Here is a 24,280-nt window from a genome sequence, read left to right as displayed (position 1 = left end):
GAACCCCTGCTTAACCTGCGTTGCTGATCCGTTTCCGGACCCCGGACTGGATCGAGGCGACACATGCGCCTATGTGCGCCCTCGTGATTCCCGTGGATTTCCAGCTCTCAGGGCCGCTTTCGAAGCGGCGGATCGTCGTCGCCATGTCAGGCGGGGTCGATTCCTCGGTCGTGGCCGCGCTCGCGGCGCGCAGCGGCGCCGAGACGATCGGCGTGACGCTCCAGCTCTACGATCACGGCGAAGCGGTGGGACGCGCAGGGAGCTGCTGCGCCGGCCGCGACATCCGCGACGCGCGGGCCGTCTGCGACAAACTCGGCATCGCGCATTATGTCTTCGATCACGCCTCTAGCTTCCGCGAGACGGTGATCGACGATTTCGCCGACGAATATCTCGCCGGCCGCACGCCGATCCCGTGCGTGAAGTGCAACATGGGTCCCAAATTCACCGATCTTTTCGCACTCGCGCGCGATCTCGGCGCCGATTGCCTCGCCACCGGCCATTATGTTCGCCGCGTCGAAGGCGCTGAGGGCGCCGAGCTTCACCGTGCCGCCGATCCCGCGCGCGACCAGAGCTATTTCCTGTTCGCCACCACGCAGGCGCAGCTCGACTATCTCCGCTTCCCGCTGGGCGGCATGCCCAAGCCGCAGGTCCGCGAACTCGCCGCCGAACTGGGTCTCGGCGTCGCCGGCAAGCCCGACAGCCAGGACATCTGCTTCGTCCCCGACGGCGATTACGCCTCGCTGGTCAAGAAACTGCGCCCCGAAGCCGATACGAGCGGCGACATCGTCGATGAGAGCGGCCGCAAGCTCGGCACCCACAAGGGCCTCATTCACTTCACCGTCGGCCAGCGCCGCGGGCTCGAGATCGGCGGCGCGCCCGAACCCTATTATGTCCTTCGCCTCGACCCGGCGACGCGCGAGGTGGTGGTCGGCCCCAAGAGCGCCCTCGCGGTGCGCGCCGCGCGGATCGAGAACGTCAACTGGCTGGGCGGCGACCATGCCGGCCCCATGACGGTCAAGGTCCGCTCGCTGGCGAAGCCGGTCCCCGCGCATCGGGAGGGCGATCGCGTGGTGTTCGAAACCCCCGAATATGGCGTCGCCCCCGGCCAGGCCGCCGTCCTCTATGCCGGCGACCGCGTGCTCGGCGGCGGCTGGATCGCCGAGACCGAGCGGGCGGAACTGCTGCCGGCCCGAATCAGCGCATAAAGTCACAAAAGTCGGGACATCCGCGTGTGTGAAGCTTGCGCTGCCCCTGGCGCGCAGCGCGCATAGGCGCGCGCGGGGGGGATGGCGATATCGGAGGAGGCATGCGGGCCTTGCATCCGACAGTATAGATCAGATGAGATCCTACATTGCTGCCCCGAGCTTGTGACCGGCCTGAAGGCAGCCGGATTCCGACTCAAGGCCGGGATGACGGAGAATCAACCCCGGAGCGTGAATTCTCCCGCGATCACCGTCACGCACTTTCCGGCCAATATCACCCGATCACCATCGAGCTCGCAGCCGATGTGTCCGCCACGACGGCTCGCCTGAAATGCCGTGAAGTGATTGCGCCCCAGCCGTGCGGCCCACCAGGGCACCAGCACCGAATGCGCCGATCCGGTCACCGGGTCCTCGTCGATCCCGGCGGCCGGAGCGAAGACGCGGCTGATCACGTCGGTGTCGATGCCGGGCGCGGTGACGATGTTGAGCGTGTCGCCGATCGCGGCAAGTGCGCGGAAATCGGGGGTAAGCGCCAGCACCGCTTCGGCGGTGTCCAGCACGATCAAATCATAGCCACGCGGATGGCGCAACGTTTCGGCCTGCGCGACGCCGAGCGCCTCCAGCAAGCCCGGCACTTCCTGCGTCACGGGCGGATAAGCAGGTAGCGCCATCAGATAGCTGTCGCCGTGCCGTGCGACTTCCAGCACGCCGGACTTGCGCGTGCGAAAGCGGACGAGGTCGCGGTCCTGCTCGCAGGTCAGCACATGATGCCCGCTCGCCAGCGTCGCGTGGCCACACAAGGCGACCTCGACCGCGGGCGTGAACCAGCGCAGTTCGTAATCCGCTTCGTCAGTCGCATCGGGAACGATGAACGCGGTCTCGGAGAGGTTGTTCTCTTCGGCGATCGCCTGCAGCACGCCGTCGTCGAGCCATGCGTCGAGCGGGATTACCGCCGCGGGATTGCCGGTGAACGGCCGGTCGGCGAACGCGTCGATCTGGGCGAAGGGCAGTTTCATCTGGTGTCCTTGAGCAAATCGGTTTCGGCCAGCGGATTGCCGGGTTCATCGACCTGACCTTCTGGATCGACATGGATCAGGATCTCGGTGCCGGGGAATTCCGCGCCCAGCTCCGTCTCGAGTTTCTCGACCACATCGTGCGATTCGAGCACGGTCATGTGCGGATCCATCCAGATATGGAACTGGACGAAATCCTTCACGCCGCTGGTCCGGGTGCGCAGATCGTGCAGCCCGATCAGCTCGGGATGCCGCGCGGCGACTTCGACGAAGCGCTGGCGCTTCTCCTCGGGCCATTCCTTGTCCATCAATTGGTCGATCGCGTCGACCGAGGCGCGCCATGCGCCGAACAACAGCCATAGCCCGATCGCGATGCCGAACACCGCGTCGGCGCCGGCGATCCCGGCATAATTCTCCAGCGCCAGCGCGACGATCACTGCGCTGTTGAGGAACAGGTCGGATTCGTAGTGGATCCGGTCGGTCCCGATCGCGATCGAGCCGGTGCGCCGCACCACCGAGCGCTGGTAGCGCGTCAGCCCCAGAGTCACGACGATCGCGACGAGCGAGACCGCGATGCCATATTCGGCCTCGACGCTGGTCCGGCTTTCCATCAGCCGCTGCGACGCGCGCAGCAGGATCGCGAAGGCGGAGACGGCAATCACGCCGACTTGGAACAATGCGGCCAGCGCCTCGGCCTTGCCATGGCCGAAACGGTGGTCATGGTCCGCGGGCTGCGACGCCCAATGGACTCCGGCCAAAGTCACCAGCGAGGCGACGAGATCGAGCACGCTGTCGGCGAGGCTGGCGAGCACCGCCACCGAACCGGTCCGCCATGCCGCCCACGCCTTGAGCGCGCCGAGCAGCACCGCGCACGCGACGCTCGCCAGCGCGGCCCGCCGTGCGAGATTCATGGGTAGAGCAGCCCTTCGTCCCAGCCGTGGGACGTGCGCGAGAACAGGCGGCGTTCGTGCAACCGGTGCGCGCGGTCTTGCCAGAACTCGATCCGCGCCGGAGTCACGCGATATCCGCCCCAGTGTGGCGGCCGCGGCACGTCGCCGCCCTCGAAGCGCGCGCGCATTTCCTCGTAGCGCACTTCGAAGGTCGCCCGCGCATCGAGCGGCCGTGACTGGTCCGAGGCCCAGGCGCCGAGCTGCGAATCGCGGCTGCGGCTAGCGAAGTAGGCGTCACTCTCGGCGTCGCTCGCCCAGGACACTGTGCCTTCGATCCGGATCTGCCGCCGCAGCGACTTCCAGTGGAACAGCAAGGCCGCTTTCGGTACCGCCGCGAGATCGCCCGCCTTGCGGCTCTCGCGGTTGGTGTAGAACACGAAACCGTCGGGCCCGTGCCCCTTGAGCAGCACCATCCGCACCGAAGGTTGCCCCGTCGCGTCGACGGTCGCCAATGCCATTGCATTGGAATCGTTGGGCTCGCTCGCCCGTGCTTCGGCGAACCATGCGTCGAAGAGCTGGAAAGGGTCGGTGGTCATCGTGTCTGCCCTCTACGCCGACACCATTTTGGTGTCGAGGAACGGACTCCGGTCTGGCGAATTGAATCGGTTTCGCAACGAGGGAGTTCGACATGGCCGCGCGCGCCTATTGGCAGGGACAGATACGGCTCGCGCTGGTCTCGATCCCCGTCGAAATCTACTCCGCGACCAAATCGGGCGCGCAGATCAGCTTTCACCAGATCCACGAACCCTCGGGCAAGCGGATCAAATACGAGAAGGTCGCCCCAGGCGTCGGCCCGGTCGATGTCGACGAGATCGTCAAGGGCTTCGAGTATGAGAAGGGCGAGTATGTCCTGCTCGAACAGGACGAGATCGACGCAGTGAAGCTCGAATCGAAGAAGACGCTCGAGCTCACTCAGTTCGTCGATGCCGACGAGATCGATGTGCTCTATTATGAGAAGCCCTATTTCGTCGTCCCGGCCGACGACCTGGCGGAAGAAGCGTTCATCGTGCTGCGCGAGGCGTTGAAGCGCACGCGCAAGGTCGGTCTCGGCCAGCTCGCGCTACGCGGCCGTGAATATGTCGTGAGCCTGAAGCCCTGCGGACGCGGCATGGTGCTCGAGACGTTGCGCTATGCTGACGAAGTCAACAAGGCGCAGGGCTATTTCCGCGACATCCCCGACAGCGCGCCCGATCCCGAGCTGCTCGGCCTCGCCGAGACCCTGATCGACAAGAAGGTCGCCAAGTTCGATCCCAGGGAGTTCCACGACCGGTACGTCGATGCGCTAAAGGACCTGATCGAGCGCAAGAAGAAGGCCAAGGGCAGGAAGATCATCGAGGAGAAGGACGAAGGCGCCCCCAGCCGGGGATCGAACGTCGTCGATCTGATGGCCGCGCTCAAGAAGTCGCTCGAAAAGCCGGAGGCCAAGTCCAGCACCGCTGTGAAGACCAAGCCTGCCAAGGCTCCCGCCAGGAAGGGGCCGGCGAGGAAGCGAGCATGATTCCCTATCCGTTCGTTTCGAGCGTAGTCGAGAAACGGCTTGCGTCAGGATTCCAACTGCTTCTCGACTACGCTCGAAGCGAACGGTGAGGGGCAATGGCCAAGTCCGACCCCCTCGCCAAGTACAACGCCAAGCGCGATTTCACCCGGACCGCCGAACCCGCGGGCAAGATCGCGCGCACCGGCGGCAATCGCTTCATGGTCCAGAAGCACGACGCGACACGCCTCCATTGGGACTTCCGCCTCGAAGTCGACGGGGTGCTCAAGAGCTGGGCGGTCACGCGCGGCCCCAGCCTGGACCCGAACGAGAAGCGCCTTGCCGTCCGCACCGAGGATCACCCGCTCTCTTATGCCGATTTCGAGGGCACGATTCCCAAGGGCCAATATGGCGGCGGCACGGTGATGCTGTGGGATGACGGCGTCTGGGAGCCGATCGAAGGCAAGAGCGCAAAGGACCTGGAGAAGGGCCATCTCCACTTCCGCCTCGAAGGCGAGCGGATGAAGGGCGAGTGGCTGCTCATCCGCCTCAAGCCGCGCGGCAAGGAGAAGAACGAGAACTGGCTGCTCCGGAAAATCGACGACGCCTATGCCGGCGCGACCGACACTCTGGTCGAAACGGGCCTCACCAGCATCAAGACCGGCCGCACGATGCAGGAGATCGCGGAGGGGAGGAAGCCGGACAAGCGCCCGGCCAAGGCCTTACAAGCTACCGCGCGCGTCGCCAAACATGCGCCGGCACCGAGGAACACCAGGGTCCCGGCCTTCCAGTCTCCCCAGCTCGCGACGCTGGTCGATGCCGTGCCCACCGGCAATCAATGGCTCCACGAGGTCAAATATGACGGCTATCGCGCACTCATCGCCACCGGGACCGGGGGCCCGAAGATCTACACCCGCACGGGGCTCGACTGGACCGGGAAGTTCCCCGGCATCGCCGAGGCCGCGAAGAGCCTCCCCGCGCCCGCGCTGATCGATGGCGAGATCGTCGCCTACAAGAACGGCAAGCCCGATTTCTCGACGTTGCAGGAGGCGATATCCGCCGGAGGCGAAAGCCTGACCTTCTTCGCCTTCGACCTGCTGGCGGACCGCGAGGACACCACCGGGCTTCCGCAGCTGGCCCGCAAGGAGCGGCTGCGCGACCTTCTTGAAGGCGCCGATGAACGCATCCTCTTCTCCGAGCATATCATCGGCGCGGGCGAGAAGCTGTTCGAGACGATGTGTCGCGAAGGCTATGAAGGCATCGTCTCGAAGCGGGCCGACGCGCCGTATCGCGGCACGCGCACCAAGGCCTGGCTCAAGGTCAAATGCATCCACCGCCAGGAGTTCGTCATCATCGGCTGGACCCCGAGCAGCGCCAAGGGCCGCGGCTTCCGTTCGCTGCTGCTCGCGGTCAACGGCCCCGACGGTCTCGTTTATGCCGGCAAGGTGGGCACCGGCTTCAACCAGACGACACTCCACGATCTGCGCGAACGTTTCGACAAGATCGCCGCCAAGGAAGCACCGGTGAAGGTCCCCCGCGCCGAAGCGCGCGGCGCGCAGTGGCTACGCCCGAAGCTCGTCGCCGAAGTCGCGTTCACCGAATTCACCGCTGAGAATGTCGTGCGCCACGGCAGCTTCCTCGGCCTGCGCGAGGACAAGAAGGCGAAGGACGTCGTCGTGGAGAAGCCCGTCGCGCTTCCTGAAACGCCGGCCGCGGCGGAGTCGAACATCAAGATCAGCAGCCGGGACCGGGTGATCTACCCGGAGGTGGGGCTCACCAAGGGCCAGCTCGCCGATTATTACGCCGCGATCGCCCCGGTGGCGCTGCGTTGGCTGGCGAACCGTCCGATCAGCCTCGTCCGCTGTCCGCAGGGGCGCGCGAAGCACTGTTTCTTCCAGAAGCACGATGCCGGCAGCTTCGGCGAACATGTCCATCATGTCGACGTCCGCGAGAAAGACGGCTCGATCGAGCCCTATCTCTATGTCGAGGATCTCGACGGGATCATGGCCTGCGTCCAGATGGGCACGATCGAATTCCACGGCTGGGGCAGCCTCGTCGCCGATATCGAGAAGCCCGATCGCCTCGTCTTCGATCTCGATCCCGACGAGGGGCTCGATTTTGGGAATGTCCGCAAGGCGGCCGAGGATCTCAAAGGCCGTCTCGCCGATATCGGCCTGACCAGCTGGCCCCTGCTATCCGGCGGCAAGGGCGTGCACGTCGTCGTGCCGCTGATCCCTGAAGCCGATTGGCCCGAAGTGCGCAGCTTCGCCGAACGCTTCGCCCGTGCGCTCGCGCAGGCCGAGCCGGAACGCTTCACCGCCAACCTCAAGAAGGTCACCCGCAAGGGCAAGATCTTCATCGACTATCTGCGTAACCAGCGCGGCGCGACGGCCGTCCTGCCCTATATCGCCCGCGCCCGCGAGAATGCGCCGGTCGCGGCGCCGATCAGCTGGAGCGAGCTGCGCGATCTCGAATCGGCCAAGCTCTACACGATCCGGGATGCCGCAACGTTACTCGAACGCGCCACCAGCCGCGCGCTGCAGGGCTGGGGCGAGGCCGAACAGGCGTTGCCCGACCTCTAGCCCGGCTCAGTGGCCCTTCTTCTCGGCCTGGATCGCAGCCTGCGGGTCCTTGGCCGGCGTGCCTTCGGCCGGGGTCGCCTCGTTGGAGATGTCGGCAGTGCCGGCACCTTCGGTCACGTTGGCCTCGGCGGCGTTGCCCGCTGCCGGTTCCTCGCCAGCGGCCGGAGCGGCCGGGAGCGGCAGGTTCGAGCCCTGCGAATTCAGATAGGCGATCACGTTCGCGCGGTCCTGCGGGTTCGAAAGACCCGCGAAGGTCATCTTGGTGCCCGGCGCGTATTTGCGCGGGGAGGTCAGCCACGAATCGAGCGCTTCGAAAGTCCAGGTGCCGGGAACCGCCTTGAGCGCGTCCGAATAAGCGAAGCCCGGGACATGGCCGTGCGGCTTGCCGACCGCGGCATAGAGGTTGGGGCCGATGCCCGATGCGCCGCCCTGGTTGATCGTGTGGCAGGCAGTGCACTGCTTGAAGATGTCGGCGCCCTTGGCGACATCGGCGGCGGCGAGACGGGTCGCGATCGGCGCGACGGCGGCACCGCCGCCCTCGCCCGTATCCTCGACGCCTTCGATCGCGTAGCCCATCTTCTCGGGGCGCTCGGAGTGGAAGACCATGCCGCTCACGATCGAAAGGCCGAGCGCCGCAATGCCGCCCGCCAACGCCCAGCCCGCAATCGTATTGAACCGATCGTCCATCACATGCCCCTAAAGGAAAGTCGTCCGCCCTTTAGGCTGCGGTTTTTGCTATCGCAAGCCGGGCTTGCCGCGGGAAACGCGCACCGCTAGCGCGCGATCCCATGGAGAATTTCGCAGCGCCTGCGCGACCGATCGTCGCCGACATGATCGCCAGGGCCTCGGCCGAGCCGGGCCGCACCGTGGCGTTCCAGGGGGCGCCGGGCGCCAATTCGCACATCGCCGTGCACGAGGCCTTTCCCGACGGGCTGCCCTTGCCCTGCTTTTCGTTCGAGGACGCGATCGATGCCGTGAAGGAAGGCCGCGCCGACCGCGCGATGATCCCGATCGAGAATTCGCTCCACGGCCGCGTCGCCGACATCCACTTCCTGCTGCCCGAATCCGGCCTCGCGATCACCGGCGAGCATTTTCTGCCGATCCGCTACGGCCTGATGGGCACGGGCAGCCTCGACCAGGTCCGCCAGGCGATGAGCCATCCGCAGGCGCTCGGCCAGTGCCGCCACTGGCTCAAGGCGCGCGGGATCGCGCCCGTCGCCTATCCCGATACCGCCGGCGCAGCCGCGGTGATCGCCGAAATGGCCGACCCCGCGATCGCCGCGCTCGCACCGCCCGGGGCGGCCGAGCTTTACGGGCTCAATCTGCTCGAATCGGACCTGGCGGATGCCGAGCACAACATGACGCGCTTCGTCGTGCTTGCGCGCGAGCCCTTGGCGCTGCCGATCGCGGGCCCGATGATGACGACCTTCATCTTCGAAGTGAAGAACGTCTCGGCGGCGCTCTACAAGGCGCTGGGGGGCTTCGCGACCAACGGCGTCAACATGACCAAGCTGGAAAGCTATCAGCGCGGCGGCAGCTTCGCGGCGACTGAATTCTATGCCGATATCGTCGGCGGCCCGGGCGATCCCGCGGTCGACCGCGCGCTCGAGGAGCTCAAATTCCATTCGAAGTGGATGCGCGTGCTCGGCACCTATCCGCAGGCGCGCGAGCGACCCTGAAATTAGCGATGGTTATGCAGAGCGGCTGACCCCGCTCACTTGACTCATGAGACGATTTGTTGCCTATACACAACAAATCGTCTCATGAGTCCTTGCAATGTCGCAAATTCACAATCGCATTGCCCTGTTCCGCGCCGAGCGCGGGATGAGCCGGCGCGCACTGGCGGATGCGGCGGGCGTCAACCCGCAGACGATCGGCTATCTCGAGCGCGGCGACTACAGCCCCAGCCTGGAGCTGGCGATGAAGATCGCGCGGGTGTTCGACGTGCCGGTCGAATTGCTCTTCTCCTTCGATCCCTTCGAATCCGTGGCGACGGCGCTGCGGCGCGCCGCCGAATAGGAGCCGGTCCATGGCCAAGTTCAATCAACGCTTTTTCGCCAGGCTCGACGCCGCCGCCGAGCGTACCGGCGTTCCCGCCATCGCCAGAGGCCAGGCGCGCCGCCGGCATCTGCGCTGGGTACCGATCATTGCGCTGGCAATGGCATCGGCAGGCATGCTGACGGGGCTGATCCGCATCGATCTGGTCAATGCCGGCTATGCGCTGATCATGCTGGGCTTCGCGATCGCCGTGATGCTGCCGATCTTCGGGCCGCTGAAGCCCTGGGGGGCGCCCGAACGGGTCGACGAGTTCGATCGCGCATTGCGGAGCCGCGCCATGCTCGCCGGGTTCGCCGCTGTCAGCATGGCGGCATTCGCCGGCATCTGGCTGGTCGTCGGGCTGGCGCTGATCGGCGAGTGGCCGCGCTTCGCCATCCTCGATCAGCTGCGCTCGCTCGGCTTCTACCTGATCACGCTCCATTCGGCGGTGCCGACGCTGCATGCGAGCTGGGCGACCCGGCCGGTCGCCGACGACGACTAGCCCTCGAACCAGGCGGTCAGCAGCGTATGGGCGATCGCATAAGGCGGCGGGGCGCCGAACGGAGCGCCGGGATCGCGGGCCAGCGCGCGGCGGACATCGTCACGGCTGAACCAGCGGGCGTCCTCGAGTTCGTGGACATCGATGGTGATCGCGTCGTCCTCGGCCTCGCCGATACAGGCGATCATCAGCGACGAGGGGAAAGGCCAGGGCTGGCTGGCGACATAGCGCACCGCACCGACGCGGACGCCCGCTTCCTCGAATATCTCGCGGCGGACCGCTTCCTCGATCGATTCGCCGACTTCGAGGAAGCCGGCCAGCGCCGAGTATCGCCCCTGCGGCCATGGTGGTTGCCGGCCGAGCAGCACCTTGTCGCCCAGCTCGGCGAGCATGATGACCACCGGATCGACCCGCGGAAAATGCTCGGCATGGCAATTGGGGCAGGACCGCGCCCAGCCGGCGCGGAAGATCGCAGTGGGGGTGGCGCAGACCGCGCAATAGCCGTGGCGGCCGTGCCAGTCGACGAGGCTCCGCGCGGCGGCATAGAGCGCGGCATCCTGCGCATGGAAACGATCGAGCATCGCGAACAAGGCGGGCGAGCGACCCCCGGGCAGCCGCTGCCCGTGTGGCGGCGCGGCGGCGAAGAGCGGAACGCCTTCGTCGAAGCCGAGGAACAGGCGCTCGCCCGGCGCCGCGTCGAGCGGGGCCCAGACGAGGCGATCGGCATCGTCGAGCTCGGGGTCCAGCCCGTGGAGCACGAGCAGGCGCGCGAGCGGATCGGCTTCGGCCGCCGCGAGCAGCGCCGGTTCGTGGCGAACCCGGTCGGCACGGTCGAGCGTGCCGCCGGTAAAGCCGGGCGCCGTCACCGGGCGAGATCGGCGTAGATCGCCTTCGATGTTTCGCGCTTGAGCGTCTGTTCGCTGAACGAATTGATCATCATCGTCGCGCGGAGCCGGTGCGCCGGATCGACCCAGCCGATCGATCCCGCCGCACCCGCCCAGCCAAAGGTGCCCTTGCCCGCGCCGCCGGGCGCATCGGCGAGATAGACCGAGCCGCCCGCGCCGAAGCCCATCGGCGCACCGGTATCGGCGGTCATCTGTGCGAGCGTCGAGCGATCGACGGTGGGCGGGAGCAGGTCCGACATCGCCAGTTTCACGGTCTCCGGCTTGAGGATGCGGGCGCCTTCGAGTTCGCCGCCGTTCAGCAGCATGTGGAGAAACCGGTCATAATCGCGCGCCGACATGACGAGGCCGGCGCCGCCATAAGGGAAGCTGGGCGACTGGAGCCATACCGACGTGGCGCCCTGATCGATCGCGACTCCCGGCGCCATGTAATTGGTGGAAAGGATCCCGGCCTTTGCCTGCGGCACGGTCCAGAAGCTCGACTGCATCTTGAGCGGCGCGAAGATGCGCGTGTTGACGAACTGATCGAACGGCATGCCGCCGGCGACTTCGATCACGCGGCCGAGCACGTCGAGCCCGATCGAATAGCTCCATTTGGCGCCCGGATCGGCGATCAGCGGCAATGTCGCGACGCGATTGGCGAATTCCTCGAGGCTCGCCGGCCGTGCGCCGCGCATACCCGGCTCGAGCAGCGCGTTGACCTGCGCCGGATTGATCCCGCGCCGGTTATATTCGTCGAGCAGCGGCCCCTTGGTGATGATGGTATAGCCGAGACCCGCAGTATGGGTGAGCAGGTTGCGTACCGTGATCGGACGCACGGCGGGGCGGCTGGTCAGGTCCTTGGCCGGATCGACGAGGACCTTCATGTCCTTGAACGCGGGGATGAAGTCGCTGATCGGCTGGTCGAGCCCGAGCTTGCCTTCCTCTATCAGGATCATCGCGGCGATGCCGGTGATCGGCTTGGTCATCGAATAGACGCGCCACAGGCTGTCGGCATTCGCGGCCGGCGCATCCGGCTCGACCGCGATCCGCCCCTCGGCGACGAGATGCGGCACGCCGTTGCCCACCGCGGTGAGGATGACGATGCCCGGCACCTTGCCGTCGGCGACGACACGCCGGGCCAGTTCGCCCTGTGTGGTGAGGCTGCGCGAATCGGGAGAGGGCAAAGGTGCGGTAGCGGTTTGGGGCCAGGCCGGGCCGGCCATGGCCAGCGCCGCGATCGATCCGAATATCCGCCAACTACGCATGCATCCTCCCGAACATCCTTGCCGCTTTGGCGAAAACAGTCGGCAGCCCCGCCGTTTCGATCTCGGCGATCGGCCACCATTCGCCCTCCGGCGCGTCTGTGTGCGCCGGGATTGTTGCAGCCGCAAGCGCCACGTCGAGGTTGAAATGCGTGAAGCCGTGACGGACTTGCGCATCGAACAATTGCCATTCCGCGGCAATGGGCGCTTCCGTCAGTCCGGGCGGTGAATCGGCCCAGGGCCCGGTGGGGAGCGCGCGCATGCCGCCGAGCAGCCCCTTGGCCGGACGCCGGACGAGCAGCACCCGATCGTCGCGCTCGAGCCAGAACATCGTACCGTAGCGCTGCGGCTTGGGCACCTTGGCGGCCTTGACCGGGAAAAGCTCGGGCGCGCCGGTGGCGAAGCCGTCGCATTGCGCGCGCAACGGGCAGAGGAGGCAGCGCGGCGCGCGGGCGGTGCAGATGCCCGAGCCGAGATCCATCATCGCCTGCGCGAAATCGCCGGCGCGGGCGTCCGGCGTGATCCTATCGGTGAGCGCGCGGATGCGGGGTCGGGCGCCGGGGAGCGGATCGGCCAGCGCGAACAGCCGAGTCACCACCCGTTCGACATTGGCGTCGACCACCACCGCGCGCCGGCCGAACGCGATCGCTGCGATCGCGGCGGCGGTGTAGCCGCCGATCCCGGGCAGGCCGAGCAATTCGGCTTCGGTTTCGGGAAGCGCGCCACGACGTGCGACTTCGCGAGCACAGGCGAGCAGGTTGCGCGCCCGGGCATAATAACCGAGCCCCGCCCACGCGGCCATCAACTCGGCATCCTCCGCCGCCGCCAGTGCCTCGAAGCTCGGCCAGCGCGCAGTGAATTTCTCGAAATAGGGGATGACGCTGGCGACCTGGGTTTGCTGGAGCATGACCTCGCTCAGCCACACTCGGTACGGATCGGGGGCGTTGGCGCCGGGCCGCGCGCGCCATGGCAGGTCGCGGGCATAAGCGTCGTACCAGGTGAGCAGCGGAGCGGCGATTGCGCGAGGGACGTTGTCGGGCACGCCTCGCCTATGGCATGGGTAGGCCGAAATGACGAAGGCCCCCGATAAACCGAAGCGCGCCACCACGCGACAACCCAGGCTCGAACCGCAGCGATCGAACCGTGCGCGGCCCGTTTCGGAGCTGCTGCCCGATGTCGGCCGCGCCGCGTTCCGCAAGTTCGGCTTCGTCCAGCACGCCATCGTCAGCCGATGGGGCGAGATCGTCGGCGAGCGCTATGCGCGGGTCTCGGCGCCCGAATCGATCCGCTTCCCGCAGGGCAAGCGCGCCGAGGGCGTGTTGAGCCTCGTCGTCGCGGGAGCGCATGCCCCGATGATGCAGCACATCGCGCCGGAGATCGTCGACCGGGTCAATCGCTTCTTCGGCTATCCCGCGGTCGTCCGCGTCGCGATCCGCCAGGGCGAGATCAAACGCGTGGCCAAGACCGCGCCGCCGCCCAGCCTCAAGCCGTTGTCCGAAGCGATGGGAGACAGTTTGCGGGGCATCGCCGATCCCGAATTGAAGGCAGTGCTCGAATCGCTTGCGGCCGGAGTCGCGGCGGCGGACGAAACGCTCAAGCTCGGCAGGATCGACTGATGCCTTTGCGCTTGCTTGCCGCCACGCTGCTGCTGACGCTCGGTGCCGCCACCGCCCCCGCGCAGCAGGCGCGCCGCGCGCCCGCGGCGAACTGGGTGAACGTGGTTGCGAAGACTCCCGAAGGCGGCTTTCGCCAGGGCAACCCAAATGCGCCGATCAAGCTGGTAGAATATGGGTCGCGCACCTGCCCGACGTGCGGCCATTTCGCCGCCGAAGGAGTCGAGCCGCTCCGCCGCGAGTGGATCGCCAGCGGAAAGCTCAGCTACGAGTTCCGCGACTATCTGATCCACGGCGTGCCCGATTTGTCGCTGGCCTTGCTCAACCAGTGCGTGCCTGCCCCGGCTTTCTTCCGGACGCTCGACGCGATGTTCGCCAACCAGCGGGGCTTCGATGCGCCGCTGCACAAATTGATCGACAGCCAGCCCAAGCAGATCGAGGCATGGCAGGCACTTCCGCCGCCGCAAGCGGCGACCAAGTTCGCCGAAGCGCTGGGCATGATCGCTTTCATGAAGGCGCGCGGGCTGCCCGAGGCGCAGGCGCGGCGCTGCCTGTCCAACCCCGCGCTGATCAAGGGCATCGCCGATACCTTTGCCGCCGGCGCCAAGGCCGGCGTCCAGGGCACCCCGAGCTTCTTCGTCAACGGGCGCCGCGTGGGCGCCTTTACCTGGGATCAACTTCAGCCCGAGCTCCGCGCCGCGGACAGCTGACCGACATTTCTTCGGAGACACGAATATGCGTTTTGCCTTCGCCTTGCTCCCCCTTCTCGCGCTCGCGGCCTGCGGCGGCGGTACCGAGAACGCGTCCACCCCGGTGACGTCGAGCACCCCGGTCGCGCAGGCCGCCCCGCCCGCCGGCAAGCAATGGGTCGATATCGTCAGCAAGACGCCCGAGGGCGGCTTCCGCCAGGGCAATCCCAATGCGCCGATCCAGCTCGTCGAATATGGCTCGCGCCCCTGCCCGACCTGCGGCCGCTTCGCCGCCGAGGGCGTCGAGCCGCTCCGCCAGAAATACGTCTCGACCGGCAAGGTGAGCTACGAGTTCCGCGATTTCCCGCTCCACGGCCCGCCCGATCTCGCGCTCGCCTTGCTCAACCAGTGCGTCGGCACCGAAGCCTTCTTCCCGATGCTCGACCAGATGTTCGCCAACCAGGCGAATTTCGGCGAGAAGATGACTGCGCTGCCCGAAACGTTCATGCAGCAGTTCCAGACGATGGCGCCGCCCCAGGCTGCTGCGGCGATGGCCGAAGGAATGGGCGCGATCGAGTTCGTCAAGCAGCGCGGCATTCCCGAAGCCAAAGCGCGCCAGTGCCTCGCCGACCAGGCAGTGATCAAGAGCATCGCCGACGTGATGGCCGATGCTTCGAACAACCGTGGCGTGCAGGGCACGCCGAGCTTCTTCATCAACGGCAAGGCTGTCGACGCGGCGATGTGGTCGCAGGTCGAGACCGCGCTGCAGGCGGCCGGGGCCCGCTGACGACAAACCGCGGGGGGCGGCGCCGATGCAGATCAAAAGGCTGCGACTGACGGGCTTCAAGAGCTTCGTCGATCCGGCCGATCTGCGCATCGAGCCCGGCCTCACGGGGATCGTCGGCCCCAACGGGTGCGGCAAGTCCAACCTGCTCGAAGCCTTGCGCTGGGCGATGGGCGAGAACAGCGCCAAATCGATGCGCGGCGCGGGCATGGAAGACGTGATCTTCGCCGGCACTGCCACCCGGCCCGCGCGCGACTTCGCCGAAGTCTCGATCCTCGCCGAGCAGGTCGGCGAAGATGACGAGCTCGAAGTTGTCCGCCGGATCGAGCGGGGCGCGGGATCGGCCTACCGGATCAACGGCCGCGACGTCCGCGCCAAGGATGTCGCCTTGGTCTTCGCCGATTCGGCGACCGGCGCACATTCGCCGGCGCTGGTGAGCCAGGGGCGGATCGGGGCGATCATCTCGGCCAAGCCGGGCGAGCGCCGGGCGATGCTGGAAGAGGCGGCGGGGATCGCGGGTCTCCACGTCCGCCGCCGCGATGCCGAGCAGAAGCTCCGCGCGACCGAAGCCAACCTGACCCGGCTCGACGAGGTGATCGGCGATCAGGAGACTCGGGCTGCCGCGCTCAAGCGGCAGGCGCGGCAGGCCGAGCGCTATCGCGAGCTGTCCGACCGCATCCGCGTCGCCGAGGCGCGGATGATCTTCGCGCGCTGGCGCGACGCTGCCGAGGCTGCCGATGCCGCCAAGAAGGAAGCGGTCGCGGCCGAGGCTCTCGTCGCCGAACGGGCGAAGGCACATGATGCCGCAGCGGCTCGGCAACAGGCGGCGGCGGAGACGCTCGCCGGAGTCCGCGCCGATGCGCTCACCGTTCGCGACCGCGCGACCGAGGCGATGCACCGGCTGGCGACGCTCCGCAGCGAGCGCGCGGGGGTCGAGCGCCGGATCGTGGAGCTGCGCGACGCCACGATCCGACTAGCCGAGGACCGCAGCCGCGAAGGCGCGCTCGCGCACGACGCCGCCGAGGCACTGGCACGACTGGCCGAAGAGGCGCGCACGCTGGAAGCGCGGATCGACGAGGCCGGCGCGCGGATGCCGACGCTCGACTCGGCATTGGCCGAGGCTGAGCGCGCCGCGCGCGATGTCGAGGTGGCACTTGCCCAGGCGCTCGCGGCGCAAGCGAGCGAGGCGGCAGACGCGCGCGTCGCGGAAGCCGCATTGATCGCCGCGCGTACCCGCGCCGAGCGCTCGGCACGCGACCAGGCACGTATCGATGCCGAGATACGCGCGCTCGGCGATGCCGAACCGCTCAAGGCGGAGAAAGCGCGCGCCGCCGAAGCGCGCGCGCAGGCGCTGCGTCAGGCGGAGACGGCGCGTGGGGGCCTGACCCGCGCGGATGCCAGCGAGCGCAGCGCGATCGATTCGCGCGACCGGGCCCAATCCGCGCGCGCCGCCGCGCATGCCGAGCTGGCGCAGCTCGACAGCGAATCCACCGCGCTCGCCAAAGCGACGCGACCTTCTGGCAAGGACCGGCTGCTCGACAGGCTCAAGGTCGACGCGGGATATGAACGCGCGCTCGCCGCGGCGCTGGGGGACGATCTCGAGGCGGGGCTCGATGCCGGAGCCGAGCGCTATTGGGCGGGCGCGGAACCGCGACCGGGCGATCCGAGCGCGCCCAATGATACCGCACCGCTCTCGCGCCATGTCGAGGCGCCGCCTGCGCTCGCCCGGCGGCTTGCGCAGGTGCTGGTGGCGGAGACCGACGCCGGGCAGCCGCTCGCGGTGGGGCAGCGGCTGGTGACGCTGGCCGGCGTGCTGCGCCGTTGGGACGGCTATGTCGCGAAATCGGGCGGAGCGGCCGCAGCCGAACGGCTCGAGCGCGTCAACCGGCTCGCGGCGCTGGAGAAAGCGCGCCCCGCTGCGGTGCGCGCGGTCGACGCCGCCGATATCGAGCTCGCGCGGATCGACGAGACGATCGCCGAAGCGCGCCGCGCCGCCATGGATTGCCGCCGCGTGCTCGACCATGCCGAGAATGCCGGGCGCGAGGCGGGCCGTGCCGAGGATCGCGCCACAGCGCAGCTGGAGCGACTCGAATCGCAGCGTGCCGACCTCGAATCGCGGCGTGCCCGCATTGCCGCCGAGCAGGACGAGGCAGCGGGCGAACTCGCCCGCGCCGAGGCCGCCAAGGCTGCGCTTCCCGACGGATCGGACACACGCGCGCGGGTCGCGGCGCTGTCATCCGAAGCCGAGATACGCCGCGCCGGCGCCGCCAATGCCCGCAGCGAGCGGGGGACGCTGGATCGCGAGATCGGTCAGGCGCGCGAGCGGCTCGCCGCCGCGGGAGCCGAGAGCCGCAGCTGGAAATCGCGTGCGGGCGAGGCGGCGCGGCGCTCGACCGAGATGGACAAGCGCGCCGCCGAACTGGCCGAGGAAAGCGAAGCGATCGCGGCTCGCCCCGCCGCGCTCGACGCCGCGGTTACCGAAGCCGAGGCGGCGACCGAGACCGCGCGCGCCGAATCGGCCACGGCGCAAGCTGCCGAGCGCGAGGCCGAAGCCGCGCTGCGCGCCACCGAAGGCGACGTCCGCACGGCCAATGAGGCACTCGCCGAGGCACGCGAGGCGCGCGCCGGGGCGACTGCGCGGGCGGAGAACCAGGAAGCGCGGCGGATCGAGATGGGGCGGCTCTCGGGTGAGCGCTTCGAATGCCCGCCGCCCTTGCTGCCGCAAAAGGCGGGGTTCGAGGCGGAGAGCGTGCGCAGTCCGCAGGACGAATCCACGGCGCACGAGAAATTGAGCGCCGAGCGCGAGCGGATCGGACCGGTCAACCTCGTCGCCGAGACCGAGCTGGCCGAGCTGGAAGCGGCTTTCATCAGCAACGCCGCCGAGCGCGACGAGCTGGCGCAAGCGGTCAATCGCCTGCGCGGATCGATCGGGACGCTCAACCGCGAGGGACGGCAGCGGCTGCTCGCTGCATTCGAGGCAGTCGATGTGCATTTCCGGCGGCTGTTCAGCACCTTGTTCAACGGCGGGCAGGCGCATCTCGAGCTGGTCGATTCGGACGATCCGCTCGAGGCGGGGCTCGAGATCATGGCGCAGCCGCCGGGCAAGAAGCTCCAGTCGCTCACTCTGCTCTCGGGCGGCGAGCAGGCACTGACCGCGGTGGCGCTGATCTTTGCGCTGTTCCTGACCAATCCGGCGCCGATCTGCGTGCTCGACGAAGTCGATGCGCCGCTGGACGACGCCAATATCGAGCGCTTCTGCGACCTGCTCGAAGCGATGACGCGCGAGACCGCGACGCGCTATCTGATCGTCACGCACAACGCCGCGACGATGAGCCGGATGCACCGGCTGTTCGGCGTGACGATGGTCGAGCGCGGGGTGAGCCGGCTGGTGTCGGTGGATCTGGGCGGGGCGGAGACTTTGCTGGCGGCGGAATAGGATTTCGCCGGCTTAACTTCGCACTTTTCCCGCGAATCGTGAAAGAAAATTTCCGCGCGAAGAAAGATCGTTACGCGGAGGCGGTGCCTATCAACGGGTTCAAAGAGCGAGGCCGCGATGCGTCACCGCATCTTGGCGGCGCGATTGCAGCAGGCGAAATCCTACATTGCAAGTAAGGCCATGTTTCTTCCCTTCGTCACCCCGGACTTGTTGCGGGTCCACCGTGAGGCCCGCGATGGACTTGAGGCTCGAGCCTTTCCGGTGCGGCTTCGTGGACCCCGGCACAAGGCCGGGGTGACGGAGAAGGGCGTATCGCGCCTCCGCCTGAGATCCCGGCTTTCGCCGGGATGACGGGAGTCAGGCGAGGATTTGTTCGTACAGAGCGATGTATTTGTCGGCCATCGCTTCGACCGAGAAATGCGCCTCGACGTGGCGGCGGCAGGCGGCGCGATCGATACCGTCGATCTCTCCCAGCGCAGTGATCGCCTCGCCGGCCGATTTCACGAGGATGCCGGTCTCAGGGGTGATCAGCTCGGGCATGCTGCCGCGATCGATCGCGATCACCGGGGTCCCACACGCCATCGCCTCGATCACCGACAGGCCGAAGGGTTCGTCGAAATTGATCAAATGGAGCAGTGCCCGTGCCTTGCCGAGCGCACGCAGCCGCGCCTCGCCACCGACCGGGCCGAGATAGCGGATCCGTTCGCCATCGACATGCGGCAACACTTCGCGGTCGAAATAGCCCTGATCCTGGACGATGCCGTAGAGATCGAGGCGGCGGCCGGTCGCCCGCGCGACATGGATCGCCTCGGCGGCGCCCTTGTCGGGGTGCATGCGGCCGAAGAAGAGCAGGTCGTCGCTGCCTTGCGGGTCGAACGGGAATTCGTCGAGGCGGATGCCGTGATGGATCGTCGCGGCGTACCTGAGCGACGGGTGCCGATCGGCGTCGCTGATCGCGACAAAATGCACGCGATCCTCGAACGGCTTGTACATCGGCAGGATGCGATCCGAGGAGAAGCCGTGGATCGTCGTGACCATCGGCGTGTCGATCAGCGGGGCATAAGCATGCGCGGGGAAATCGGCCTGGTTGTGGATCAGATCGAATTCGCCGGCGCGGGCGAACAGATGCGACTGGTGGGCATATTCCCAGACCTTGGCGTCGATCGCCGGGTCTTCCTCATAGCCGCGCGGCACGACTCCGGCGAGCGTGCCGGCAGTGATCGAATCCTGCGTGGCGAACAGGGTCACGTCGATCCCACGCGCGACGAGAGCCTCGGTGAGCAGGCTCGTCACCAATTCCCATGGGCCGTAATGCCGGGGCGGCGTGCGCCACGCGATCGGCGCCAGCATCGCGATCTTCATCCGAGCACATATCCCTCGTTCGGCCCGAGCACCGCGGGATCGCCGCCGGTGCCGGTGGTGAGGAGGACCTGCAGACCTTCCGCCCATTCGGGGATCGCGAAACTTTCGGCCCGGTCGCCGAGGTTGAGCACGATGAGCAGCCGTTCGTCGCGATGGCGACGCTCATAAGCGAGCAGGCTGCCCGTGCATTCGATCGGCAGCCAGTCGCCGATCGACAGCGCCGGATGCGCCCGCCGCAGCGCCAGCAGATCGTGATAGAGCCGCCACATCGAGCGCGGGTCCTCGCGCTGGGCGGCGACGTTGCGCGCATGCCAGTCCTGATGGAGCGGCAGCCACGGCGCGGCGGTCGAGAAGCCGGCATTGGCGCTTGCATCCCACGCCATCGGTGTGCGCACCGGATCGCGGCCGAGTCCGATGCCGGGCTCGCGCAGCTCACGCGGATCCTGCACTTGCGCAGAGGGAATCGCGACATCCTGCATGCCGATCTCGTCGCCATAATAGATCGTCGGCGTGCCTCTGAGCGTGAGCAGCAACATCGCCGCGACGCGGGCCTGCGCCGCGCCGAAGCGCGTGGCGGCGCGCGGGCGATCGTGATTGCCGAGCACCCAGTTCGGCCAGCCGCCCGCGGGCAGCGCGCCCTCGTAATCGGCGATCAGCGCGGCAAGGCTGCGCGCCTCCCACGGCGCCTCGATCAATTGGAAGTTGAAGGGCAAATGCACGCCCGGTTCGCCTTCGCCATAATAACGCATCAGCCGATCGACCGGCAGGTAGATCTCGCCGACCAGCACGCGCTCGGGATAGGCGTCGGCGACGCGGCGCATGTCGGCGGCGATGCCGTGCACTTCGGGCTGATCGGTCGAGTGGAGCTGGAGCACGCGGTGCATCTCGCCCATCGCGGGCGTGTACGCCGGATTGGCCGGATTGTCGGGGAAATCCTGGTGCTTGATCATGTGCCACAGCACATCGATCCGGAACCCGTCGACGCCGCGATCGAACCAGAAACGCAGCACGTCGAGCATCGCCCGGCGGAGCCCGGGGTTGCGCCAGTTGAGGTCGGGCTGCTCCTTGAGGAAGGCGTGGTAATAATATTGACCGGTGCGTTCGTCATATTGCCAGGCCGGGCCGCCGAAATCGCTGATCCAGTTGTTGGGCGGGCCTCCGTCCGGAGCGGGATCGCGCCAGATGTACCAGCCGCGCTTCGGGTTATCGCGCGACGATCGGCTCTCGACGAACCAGGGATGTTCGCTGGAGCTGTGATTGGGGACGAAATCGAGCAGCAATTTGAGCCCGCGAGCGTGCGCGGCCTTCAATAGCGAATCGAAATCGTCGAGCGTGCCGAAGCGCGGATCCACGCCGGTATAATCGGCGACGTCGTAACCGAAATCGGCCATCGGCGAGGGATAGATCGGCGAAATCCAGATCGCGTCGATACCGAGCGCGACCAAATCGTCGAGACGGGACTCGATGCCGCGGAGGTCGCCGATGCCGTCGCCGTTCGAATCCTGGAACGAGCGCGGGTAGATCTGGTAGATCGTGCCACTTTGCCACCAAATGGGTTCGATCATCTGCCCCTCCATTCGTCACCCCGGACTTGTTCCGGGGTCCACCGCGAGGCGAGCGGTGGCCTGGAGACTCCTGCTTTTCCGGTGTGGCCTAGTGGACCCCGGCACAAGGCCGGGGTGACGGCTGGATGCATCACCGGAAGCGCTCCTTCGGGAGGTGCGTGATCCGGCAGGCCAAATCAGCCTCACCGTTCGCGACGATATAATGGTCGCCCGCATCGGCCACGCCGGTAGTGAACACCACCGGCGTGGGCAGGTACATCTGGTGCGCGATATCGGCGGTGAGCGTGGGGTTGGCCTCGAGCAAGGGGACCTGATCTTCCTGCCGCAGGATCTTCGAGGGATCGTCCTTGTCGAGCAGCGCCCAGAAGCTGCGATAGATCCCCACCGCGCCCTGCTTCTCGACGCCGTGATAGATCAGCATCCAGCCCTCGGGCGTCAGCACCGGCTGGCTGCCGCCCCCGATCCGCTGGGTGGAGGTCGTGCCCTTGCGCGCGCGGATGCCGGGTGTGTCGAGCGGCTTCCAGTGGAGGCCGTCGGGCGATTGCGCCATGTTGATCGCGGGGCCGCCGAGCCACTCGCCGTCTTCCGGATAGGTGAAATAGACTTCGCCGAGCGGCCGGGTGAGCGCCATGTACTTGCCGCCGACCTTGCCTTCGAACAGCAGCATGTCCTTGTTCTGATGATCGAGCACTACGCCGAGCAACTTGTAGTCGAGCCCGTTCACCGAATGGTACATCGCGGTGCAGTGACGCTCGGCCGAGACGCCGCACACCGTCATCCACCAGCTGCCGCCGACCAGGCTGATCCGGGCATCCTCGACGCCATATTCGAGGAAGCTCGCCGACGGCTCGATCGCCTTGTCGTAATGCACAGCGACGATGCACCGCGCGTCGCCGCTCAATTCGACCGGGAGCAGCCATGAGAGCGAGGTCAGGCCGAGCAGCCGCGGATTGCGATCCCGGAGCGCGAACTGGCGCGGATCGTCCATGTGGATGCCGTGGAGCGCGTGGCGATCGAGCACATAGCCGCCAGGCGTCCAGCGGATCGCCCGCGCGCAATCGCCCTGCACCGGATCGCGCAACGCCTCGGCGACGCGCACCATCAGCAGGAGATTGCCGTTGGGCAGCCGCGTGAGGCCGGGATTGAACGCGCCGAGCACGAAAGTCGGCGCGTCGATCGATTTTCGCAGCGGCGAGCGCGCGAGATCGACATCGTCGGGGCGGAAGATCAGATAATCGTCGGACACAGTCGCTCCCCTCGATTGCCTGACCCGAACGGGATTAGGGCGATCCTGTTCCGCCCTGCAGCCGTTCGTGGTGGCGGATCACTTCGTCGATGATGAAGCGCAGGAACTTCTCCGAAAATTCGGGATCGAGATCGGCCTGCTTGGCGAGCCCGCGGAGCCGCGCGATCTGGGCTTCCTCACGCGAAGGGTCGGCCGGGGGCAGCCCGTGCGTGGCTTTGTAGGCGCCGACCGCCTGGGTGACCTTGAAGCGCTCGGCGAGCATGTGGATCAACGCGGCATCGATATTGTCGATGCTCTGGCGATAGCGATTGAGCGTCTCGTCGGGCATGTGTCCCCTTTTGCCCGCGCGCGAACGCTACGCAAGCCTTGCCTTTGCCGTCGCGTCGCGCCAGAGCCCGGCCATGAGCGCTACCATCCATCGCTTGGGGCAAAAGCCCGAGCCTTCGCTGGAACCGATGCTGCAGCTGGTGGCGCACGACCTCAACCTGGTGAACGCGGTCATCCTCGACCGGATGCAGTCGAACATCCCGCTGATCCCCGAGCTCGCCGGACACCTGATCGCCGGCGGCGGCAAAAGGATGCGGCCGATGCTGACGCTCGCGAGCGCGCAGTTGCTCGGCTATTCGGGCGCGCGGCATCACAAGCTCGCCGCCGCGGTCGAGTTCATCCACACCGCGACCCTGCTCCACGACGACGTGGTCGATTCGTCGGACCTGCGCCGCGGACGCCGTACCGCCAACATCATCTGGGGCAATCCGGCCAGCGTGCTGGTCGGCGACTTCCTGTTCAGCCGCAGCTTCGAGCTGATGGTCGAGGACGGCAGCCTCAAGGTGCTCAAGATCCTGTCCAACGCCAGCGCCGTGATCGCCGAGGGCGAAGTCAACCAGCTCACCGCGGTGCGCCGGCTCGACATTTCCGAGGAACGCTATCTCGACATCATCGGCGCGAAGACCGCGGCCTTGTTCGCCGCGGCCTGCAGGATCTCGGCGGTGGTCGCCGAGCGGAGCGAAGCCGAGGAAGCCGCGCTCGACACCTATGGCCGCAATCTCGGCGTGGCTTTCCAGCTCGTCGACGACGCGATCGACTATATCTCCGACGCCTCGACCATGGGCAAGGACGCCGGGGACGATTTCCGCGAGGGCAAGATGACGCTTCCGGTCATCCTGGCCTATGCCCGCGGCGACGAGGTCGCGCGCGCCTTCTGGAAGGACGCGATCGGCGGCCGCCGCACTTCGGACGAGGATTTCGCCGAGGCGATCGCATTGGTCCGCGCCAGCCGATCGGTCGACGACACGCTCGCCCGTGCCCGCCATTACGGCCAGCGCGCGATCGACGCGCTCGGCGGCTTCGCGCCGGGTGCCGCGAAGGATGCGATGGTCGAGGCAGTCGAGTTCGCGGTGGCCCGGGCTTACTGAAGCCCCTCCCGACGAACCTTATTCCTCGATTTCGGCCTCGTCCTCATCGTCGTCGACGCCGAGGACGTCCTCCTCGTCGCTGTCGAGCTGCTCCTCGATCGCCTCGACGATCAGGTCGAGCTGCTCGTAGCCGGCAGTGAATTCCAGCGTTTCGCCGTCCTCGTCCTCGAGATGCAGCGTATAGTCCCCGTCGCCGACGGGAGTGATCGTGAACTGTGCCAGGGTCCTTGCCATGTCTGCGTGCTCCTTGCCTCGATTGCGCCAAAC

General features: G+C 67.3%; 23 protein-coding genes. 11 read left to right on the top strand and 12 right to left on the bottom strand.

The window, feature by feature from the left end:
• Positions 1-71 precede the first annotated feature (71 nt).
• Complete coding sequence (mnmA, locus tag BR78_RS0115710; RefSeq protein ID WP_029937037.1) at positions 72-1,205, top strand: tRNA 2-thiouridine(34) synthase MnmA; 1,134 nt, start codon at positions 72-74, stop codon at positions 1,203-1,205.
• 215 nt (positions 1,206-1,420) lie between these two features.
• Here the strand turns inward: mnmA and BR78_RS0115705 are convergent, their stop codons facing one another.
• The 3 genes from BR78_RS0115705 to pdxH are packed head-to-tail and all read right to left on the bottom strand — an operon-like array spanning position 1,421 to position 3,701.
• Complete coding sequence (locus tag BR78_RS0115705; RefSeq protein WP_029937036.1) at positions 1,421-2,218, bottom strand: PhzF family phenazine biosynthesis protein; 798 nt, start codon at positions 2,216-2,218, stop codon at positions 1,421-1,423.
• On the bottom strand, positions 2,215-3,126 hold the full coding sequence (locus BR78_RS0115700) for a cation diffusion facilitator family transporter (protein ID WP_029937035.1): 912 nt from the start codon (positions 3,124-3,126) through the stop codon (positions 2,215-2,217). The genes BR78_RS0115705 and BR78_RS0115700 overlap by 4 nt, the downstream gene beginning before the upstream one ends.
• Positions 3,123-3,701 (bottom strand): pyridoxamine 5'-phosphate oxidase, encoded by a 579-nt coding sequence (gene pdxH / locus BR78_RS0115695; RefSeq protein WP_029937034.1) that lies wholly within the window; start codon positions 3,699-3,701, stop codon positions 3,123-3,125. Before pdxH ends, BR78_RS0115700 begins: the two co-directional genes overlap by 4 nt.
• A gap of 92 nt (positions 3,702-3,793) precedes the next feature.
• Between pdxH and ku the strand changes: the two genes are divergently transcribed.
• Together ku and ligD are read left to right on the top strand one after the other, a co-directional pair.
• Complete coding sequence (gene ku / locus BR78_RS0115690; RefSeq protein ID WP_029937033.1) at positions 3,794-4,663, top strand: non-homologous end joining protein Ku; 870 nt, start codon at positions 3,794-3,796, stop codon at positions 4,661-4,663.
• 95 nt (positions 4,664-4,758) lie between these two features.
• Positions 4,759-7,221, top strand: coding sequence for a DNA ligase D (ligD, locus tag BR78_RS0115685; RefSeq protein ID WP_029937032.1), 2,463 nt, complete (start codon positions 4,759-4,761; stop codon positions 7,219-7,221).
• A gap of 6 nt (positions 7,222-7,227) precedes the next feature.
• Here ligD and BR78_RS0115680 read toward each other — a convergent pair whose 3' ends face one another.
• Positions 7,228-7,908: a c-type cytochrome gene (locus tag BR78_RS0115680; RefSeq protein WP_029937031.1), complete on the bottom strand. Its 681-nt coding sequence runs from the start codon at positions 7,906-7,908 to the stop codon at positions 7,228-7,230.
• A gap of 101 nt (positions 7,909-8,009) precedes the next feature.
• Here BR78_RS0115680 and BR78_RS0115675 point away from each other — a divergent pair, with 101 nt between their 5' ends.
• The 3 genes from BR78_RS0115675 (at position 8,010) to BR78_RS0115665 (ending at position 9,760) form a co-directional block, all read left to right on the top strand.
• Entirely contained in the window at positions 8,010-8,900 is an 891-nt protein-coding gene (locus tag BR78_RS0115675) for a prephenate dehydratase (protein WP_029937030.1), read from the top strand.
• 97 nt (positions 8,901-8,997) lie between these two features.
• Positions 8,998-9,240 (top strand): helix-turn-helix transcriptional regulator, encoded by a 243-nt coding sequence (locus BR78_RS0115670; protein WP_029937029.1) that lies wholly within the window; start codon positions 8,998-9,000, stop codon positions 9,238-9,240.
• Positions 9,241-9,250: 10 nt separating this feature from the next.
• On the top strand, positions 9,251-9,760 hold the full coding sequence (locus BR78_RS0115665) for a hypothetical protein (RefSeq protein WP_029937028.1): 510 nt from the start codon (positions 9,251-9,253) through the stop codon (positions 9,758-9,760).
• On the opposite strand, the gene nudC is transcribed toward BR78_RS0115665, so the two are convergent.
• The 3 genes from nudC to BR78_RS0115650 are packed head-to-tail and all read right to left on the bottom strand — an operon-like array spanning position 9,757 to position 12,945.
• The gene (nudC, locus tag BR78_RS0115660) at positions 9,757-10,623 is read right to left on the bottom strand and encodes an NAD(+) diphosphatase (protein ID WP_029937027.1); all 867 of its coding nucleotides are present in this window, start codon (positions 10,621-10,623) and stop codon (positions 9,757-9,759) included. The genes BR78_RS0115665 and nudC overlap by 4 nt on opposite strands.
• Positions 10,620-11,906: a serine hydrolase domain-containing protein gene (locus tag BR78_RS0115655; protein WP_081855808.1), complete on the bottom strand. Its 1,287-nt coding sequence runs from the start codon at positions 11,904-11,906 to the stop codon at positions 10,620-10,622. Before BR78_RS0115655 ends, nudC begins: the two co-directional genes overlap by 4 nt.
• The gene (locus BR78_RS0115650) at positions 11,899-12,945 is read right to left on the bottom strand and encodes an A/G-specific adenine glycosylase (RefSeq protein ID WP_029937025.1); all 1,047 of its coding nucleotides are present in this window, start codon (positions 12,943-12,945) and stop codon (positions 11,899-11,901) included. The genes BR78_RS0115655 and BR78_RS0115650 overlap by 8 nt, the downstream gene beginning before the upstream one ends.
• Positions 12,946-12,973: 28 nt before the next feature.
• Between BR78_RS0115650 and BR78_RS0115645 the strand changes: the two genes are divergently transcribed.
• The 4 genes from BR78_RS0115645 to BR78_RS0115630 are packed head-to-tail and all read left to right on the top strand — an operon-like array spanning position 12,974 to position 18,425.
• The gene (locus tag BR78_RS0115645; RefSeq protein ID WP_029937024.1) at positions 12,974-13,519 is read left to right on the top strand and encodes a DUF721 domain-containing protein; all 546 of its coding nucleotides are present in this window, start codon (positions 12,974-12,976) and stop codon (positions 13,517-13,519) included.
• A complete protein-coding gene (locus BR78_RS0115640; protein ID WP_029937023.1) occupies positions 13,519-14,226 on the top strand; it encodes a DsbA family protein in 708 nt (235 codons plus the stop codon). The genes BR78_RS0115645 and BR78_RS0115640 overlap by 1 nt, the downstream gene beginning before the upstream one ends.
• A gap of 25 nt (positions 14,227-14,251) precedes the next feature.
• Complete coding sequence (locus BR78_RS0115635; protein WP_029937022.1) at positions 14,252-14,992, top strand: DsbA family protein; 741 nt, start codon at positions 14,252-14,254, stop codon at positions 14,990-14,992.
• Between the two features lie 25 nt (positions 14,993-15,017).
• The gene (locus tag BR78_RS0115630; RefSeq protein WP_029937021.1) at positions 15,018-18,425 is read left to right on the top strand and encodes a chromosome segregation SMC family protein; all 3,408 of its coding nucleotides are present in this window, start codon (positions 15,018-15,020) and stop codon (positions 18,423-18,425) included.
• A gap of 357 nt (positions 18,426-18,782) precedes the next feature.
• Here BR78_RS0115630 and BR78_RS0115625 read toward each other — a convergent pair whose 3' ends face one another.
• The 4 genes from BR78_RS0115625 to BR78_RS0115610 form a co-directional block, all read right to left on the bottom strand.
• Positions 18,783-19,787, bottom strand: a complete 1,005-nt coding sequence (locus BR78_RS0115625) for a glycosyltransferase family 4 protein (protein ID WP_029937020.1) — start codon at positions 19,785-19,787, stop codon at positions 18,783-18,785.
• Positions 19,784-21,352 (bottom strand): alpha-amylase family glycosyl hydrolase, encoded by a 1,569-nt coding sequence (locus BR78_RS0115620; RefSeq protein ID WP_029937019.1) that lies wholly within the window; start codon positions 21,350-21,352, stop codon positions 19,784-19,786. Before BR78_RS0115620 ends, BR78_RS0115625 begins: the two co-directional genes overlap by 4 nt.
• A 130-nt stretch (positions 21,353-21,482) precedes the next feature.
• Positions 21,483-22,598, bottom strand: coding sequence for a glycosidase (locus BR78_RS0115615; protein WP_029937018.1), 1,116 nt, complete (start codon positions 22,596-22,598; stop codon positions 21,483-21,485).
• 34 nt (positions 22,599-22,632) lie between these two features.
• On the bottom strand, positions 22,633-22,926 hold the full coding sequence (locus tag BR78_RS0115610; protein ID WP_029937017.1) for a chorismate mutase: 294 nt from the start codon (positions 22,924-22,926) through the stop codon (positions 22,633-22,635).
• A 73-nt stretch (positions 22,927-22,999) separates the two neighbouring features.
• Here BR78_RS0115610 and BR78_RS0115605 point away from each other — a divergent pair, with 73 nt between their 5' ends.
• On the top strand, positions 23,000-24,013 hold the full coding sequence (locus tag BR78_RS0115605; RefSeq protein ID WP_029937016.1) for a polyprenyl synthetase family protein: 1,014 nt from the start codon (positions 23,000-23,002) through the stop codon (positions 24,011-24,013).
• Positions 24,014-24,031: 18 nt separating this feature from the next.
• On the opposite strand, the gene BR78_RS0115600 is transcribed toward BR78_RS0115605, so the two are convergent.
• Positions 24,032-24,247 carry a hypothetical protein gene (locus BR78_RS0115600; RefSeq protein WP_029937015.1) on the bottom strand — a complete coding sequence of 72 codons (216 nt, stop codon included), beginning with the start codon at positions 24,245-24,247 and terminating at the stop codon, positions 24,032-24,034.
• Positions 24,248-24,280 lie beyond the last annotated feature (33 nt).

Origin of the sequence: Sphingomonas sp. UNC305MFCol5.2 (assembly GCF_000712135.1) — a bacterium.
In the GTDB taxonomy this organism is placed as follows: domain Bacteria; phylum Pseudomonadota; class Alphaproteobacteria; order Sphingomonadales; family Sphingomonadaceae; genus Sphingomonas.
This window is presented reverse-complemented; position numbering and strand designations above follow the sequence as displayed.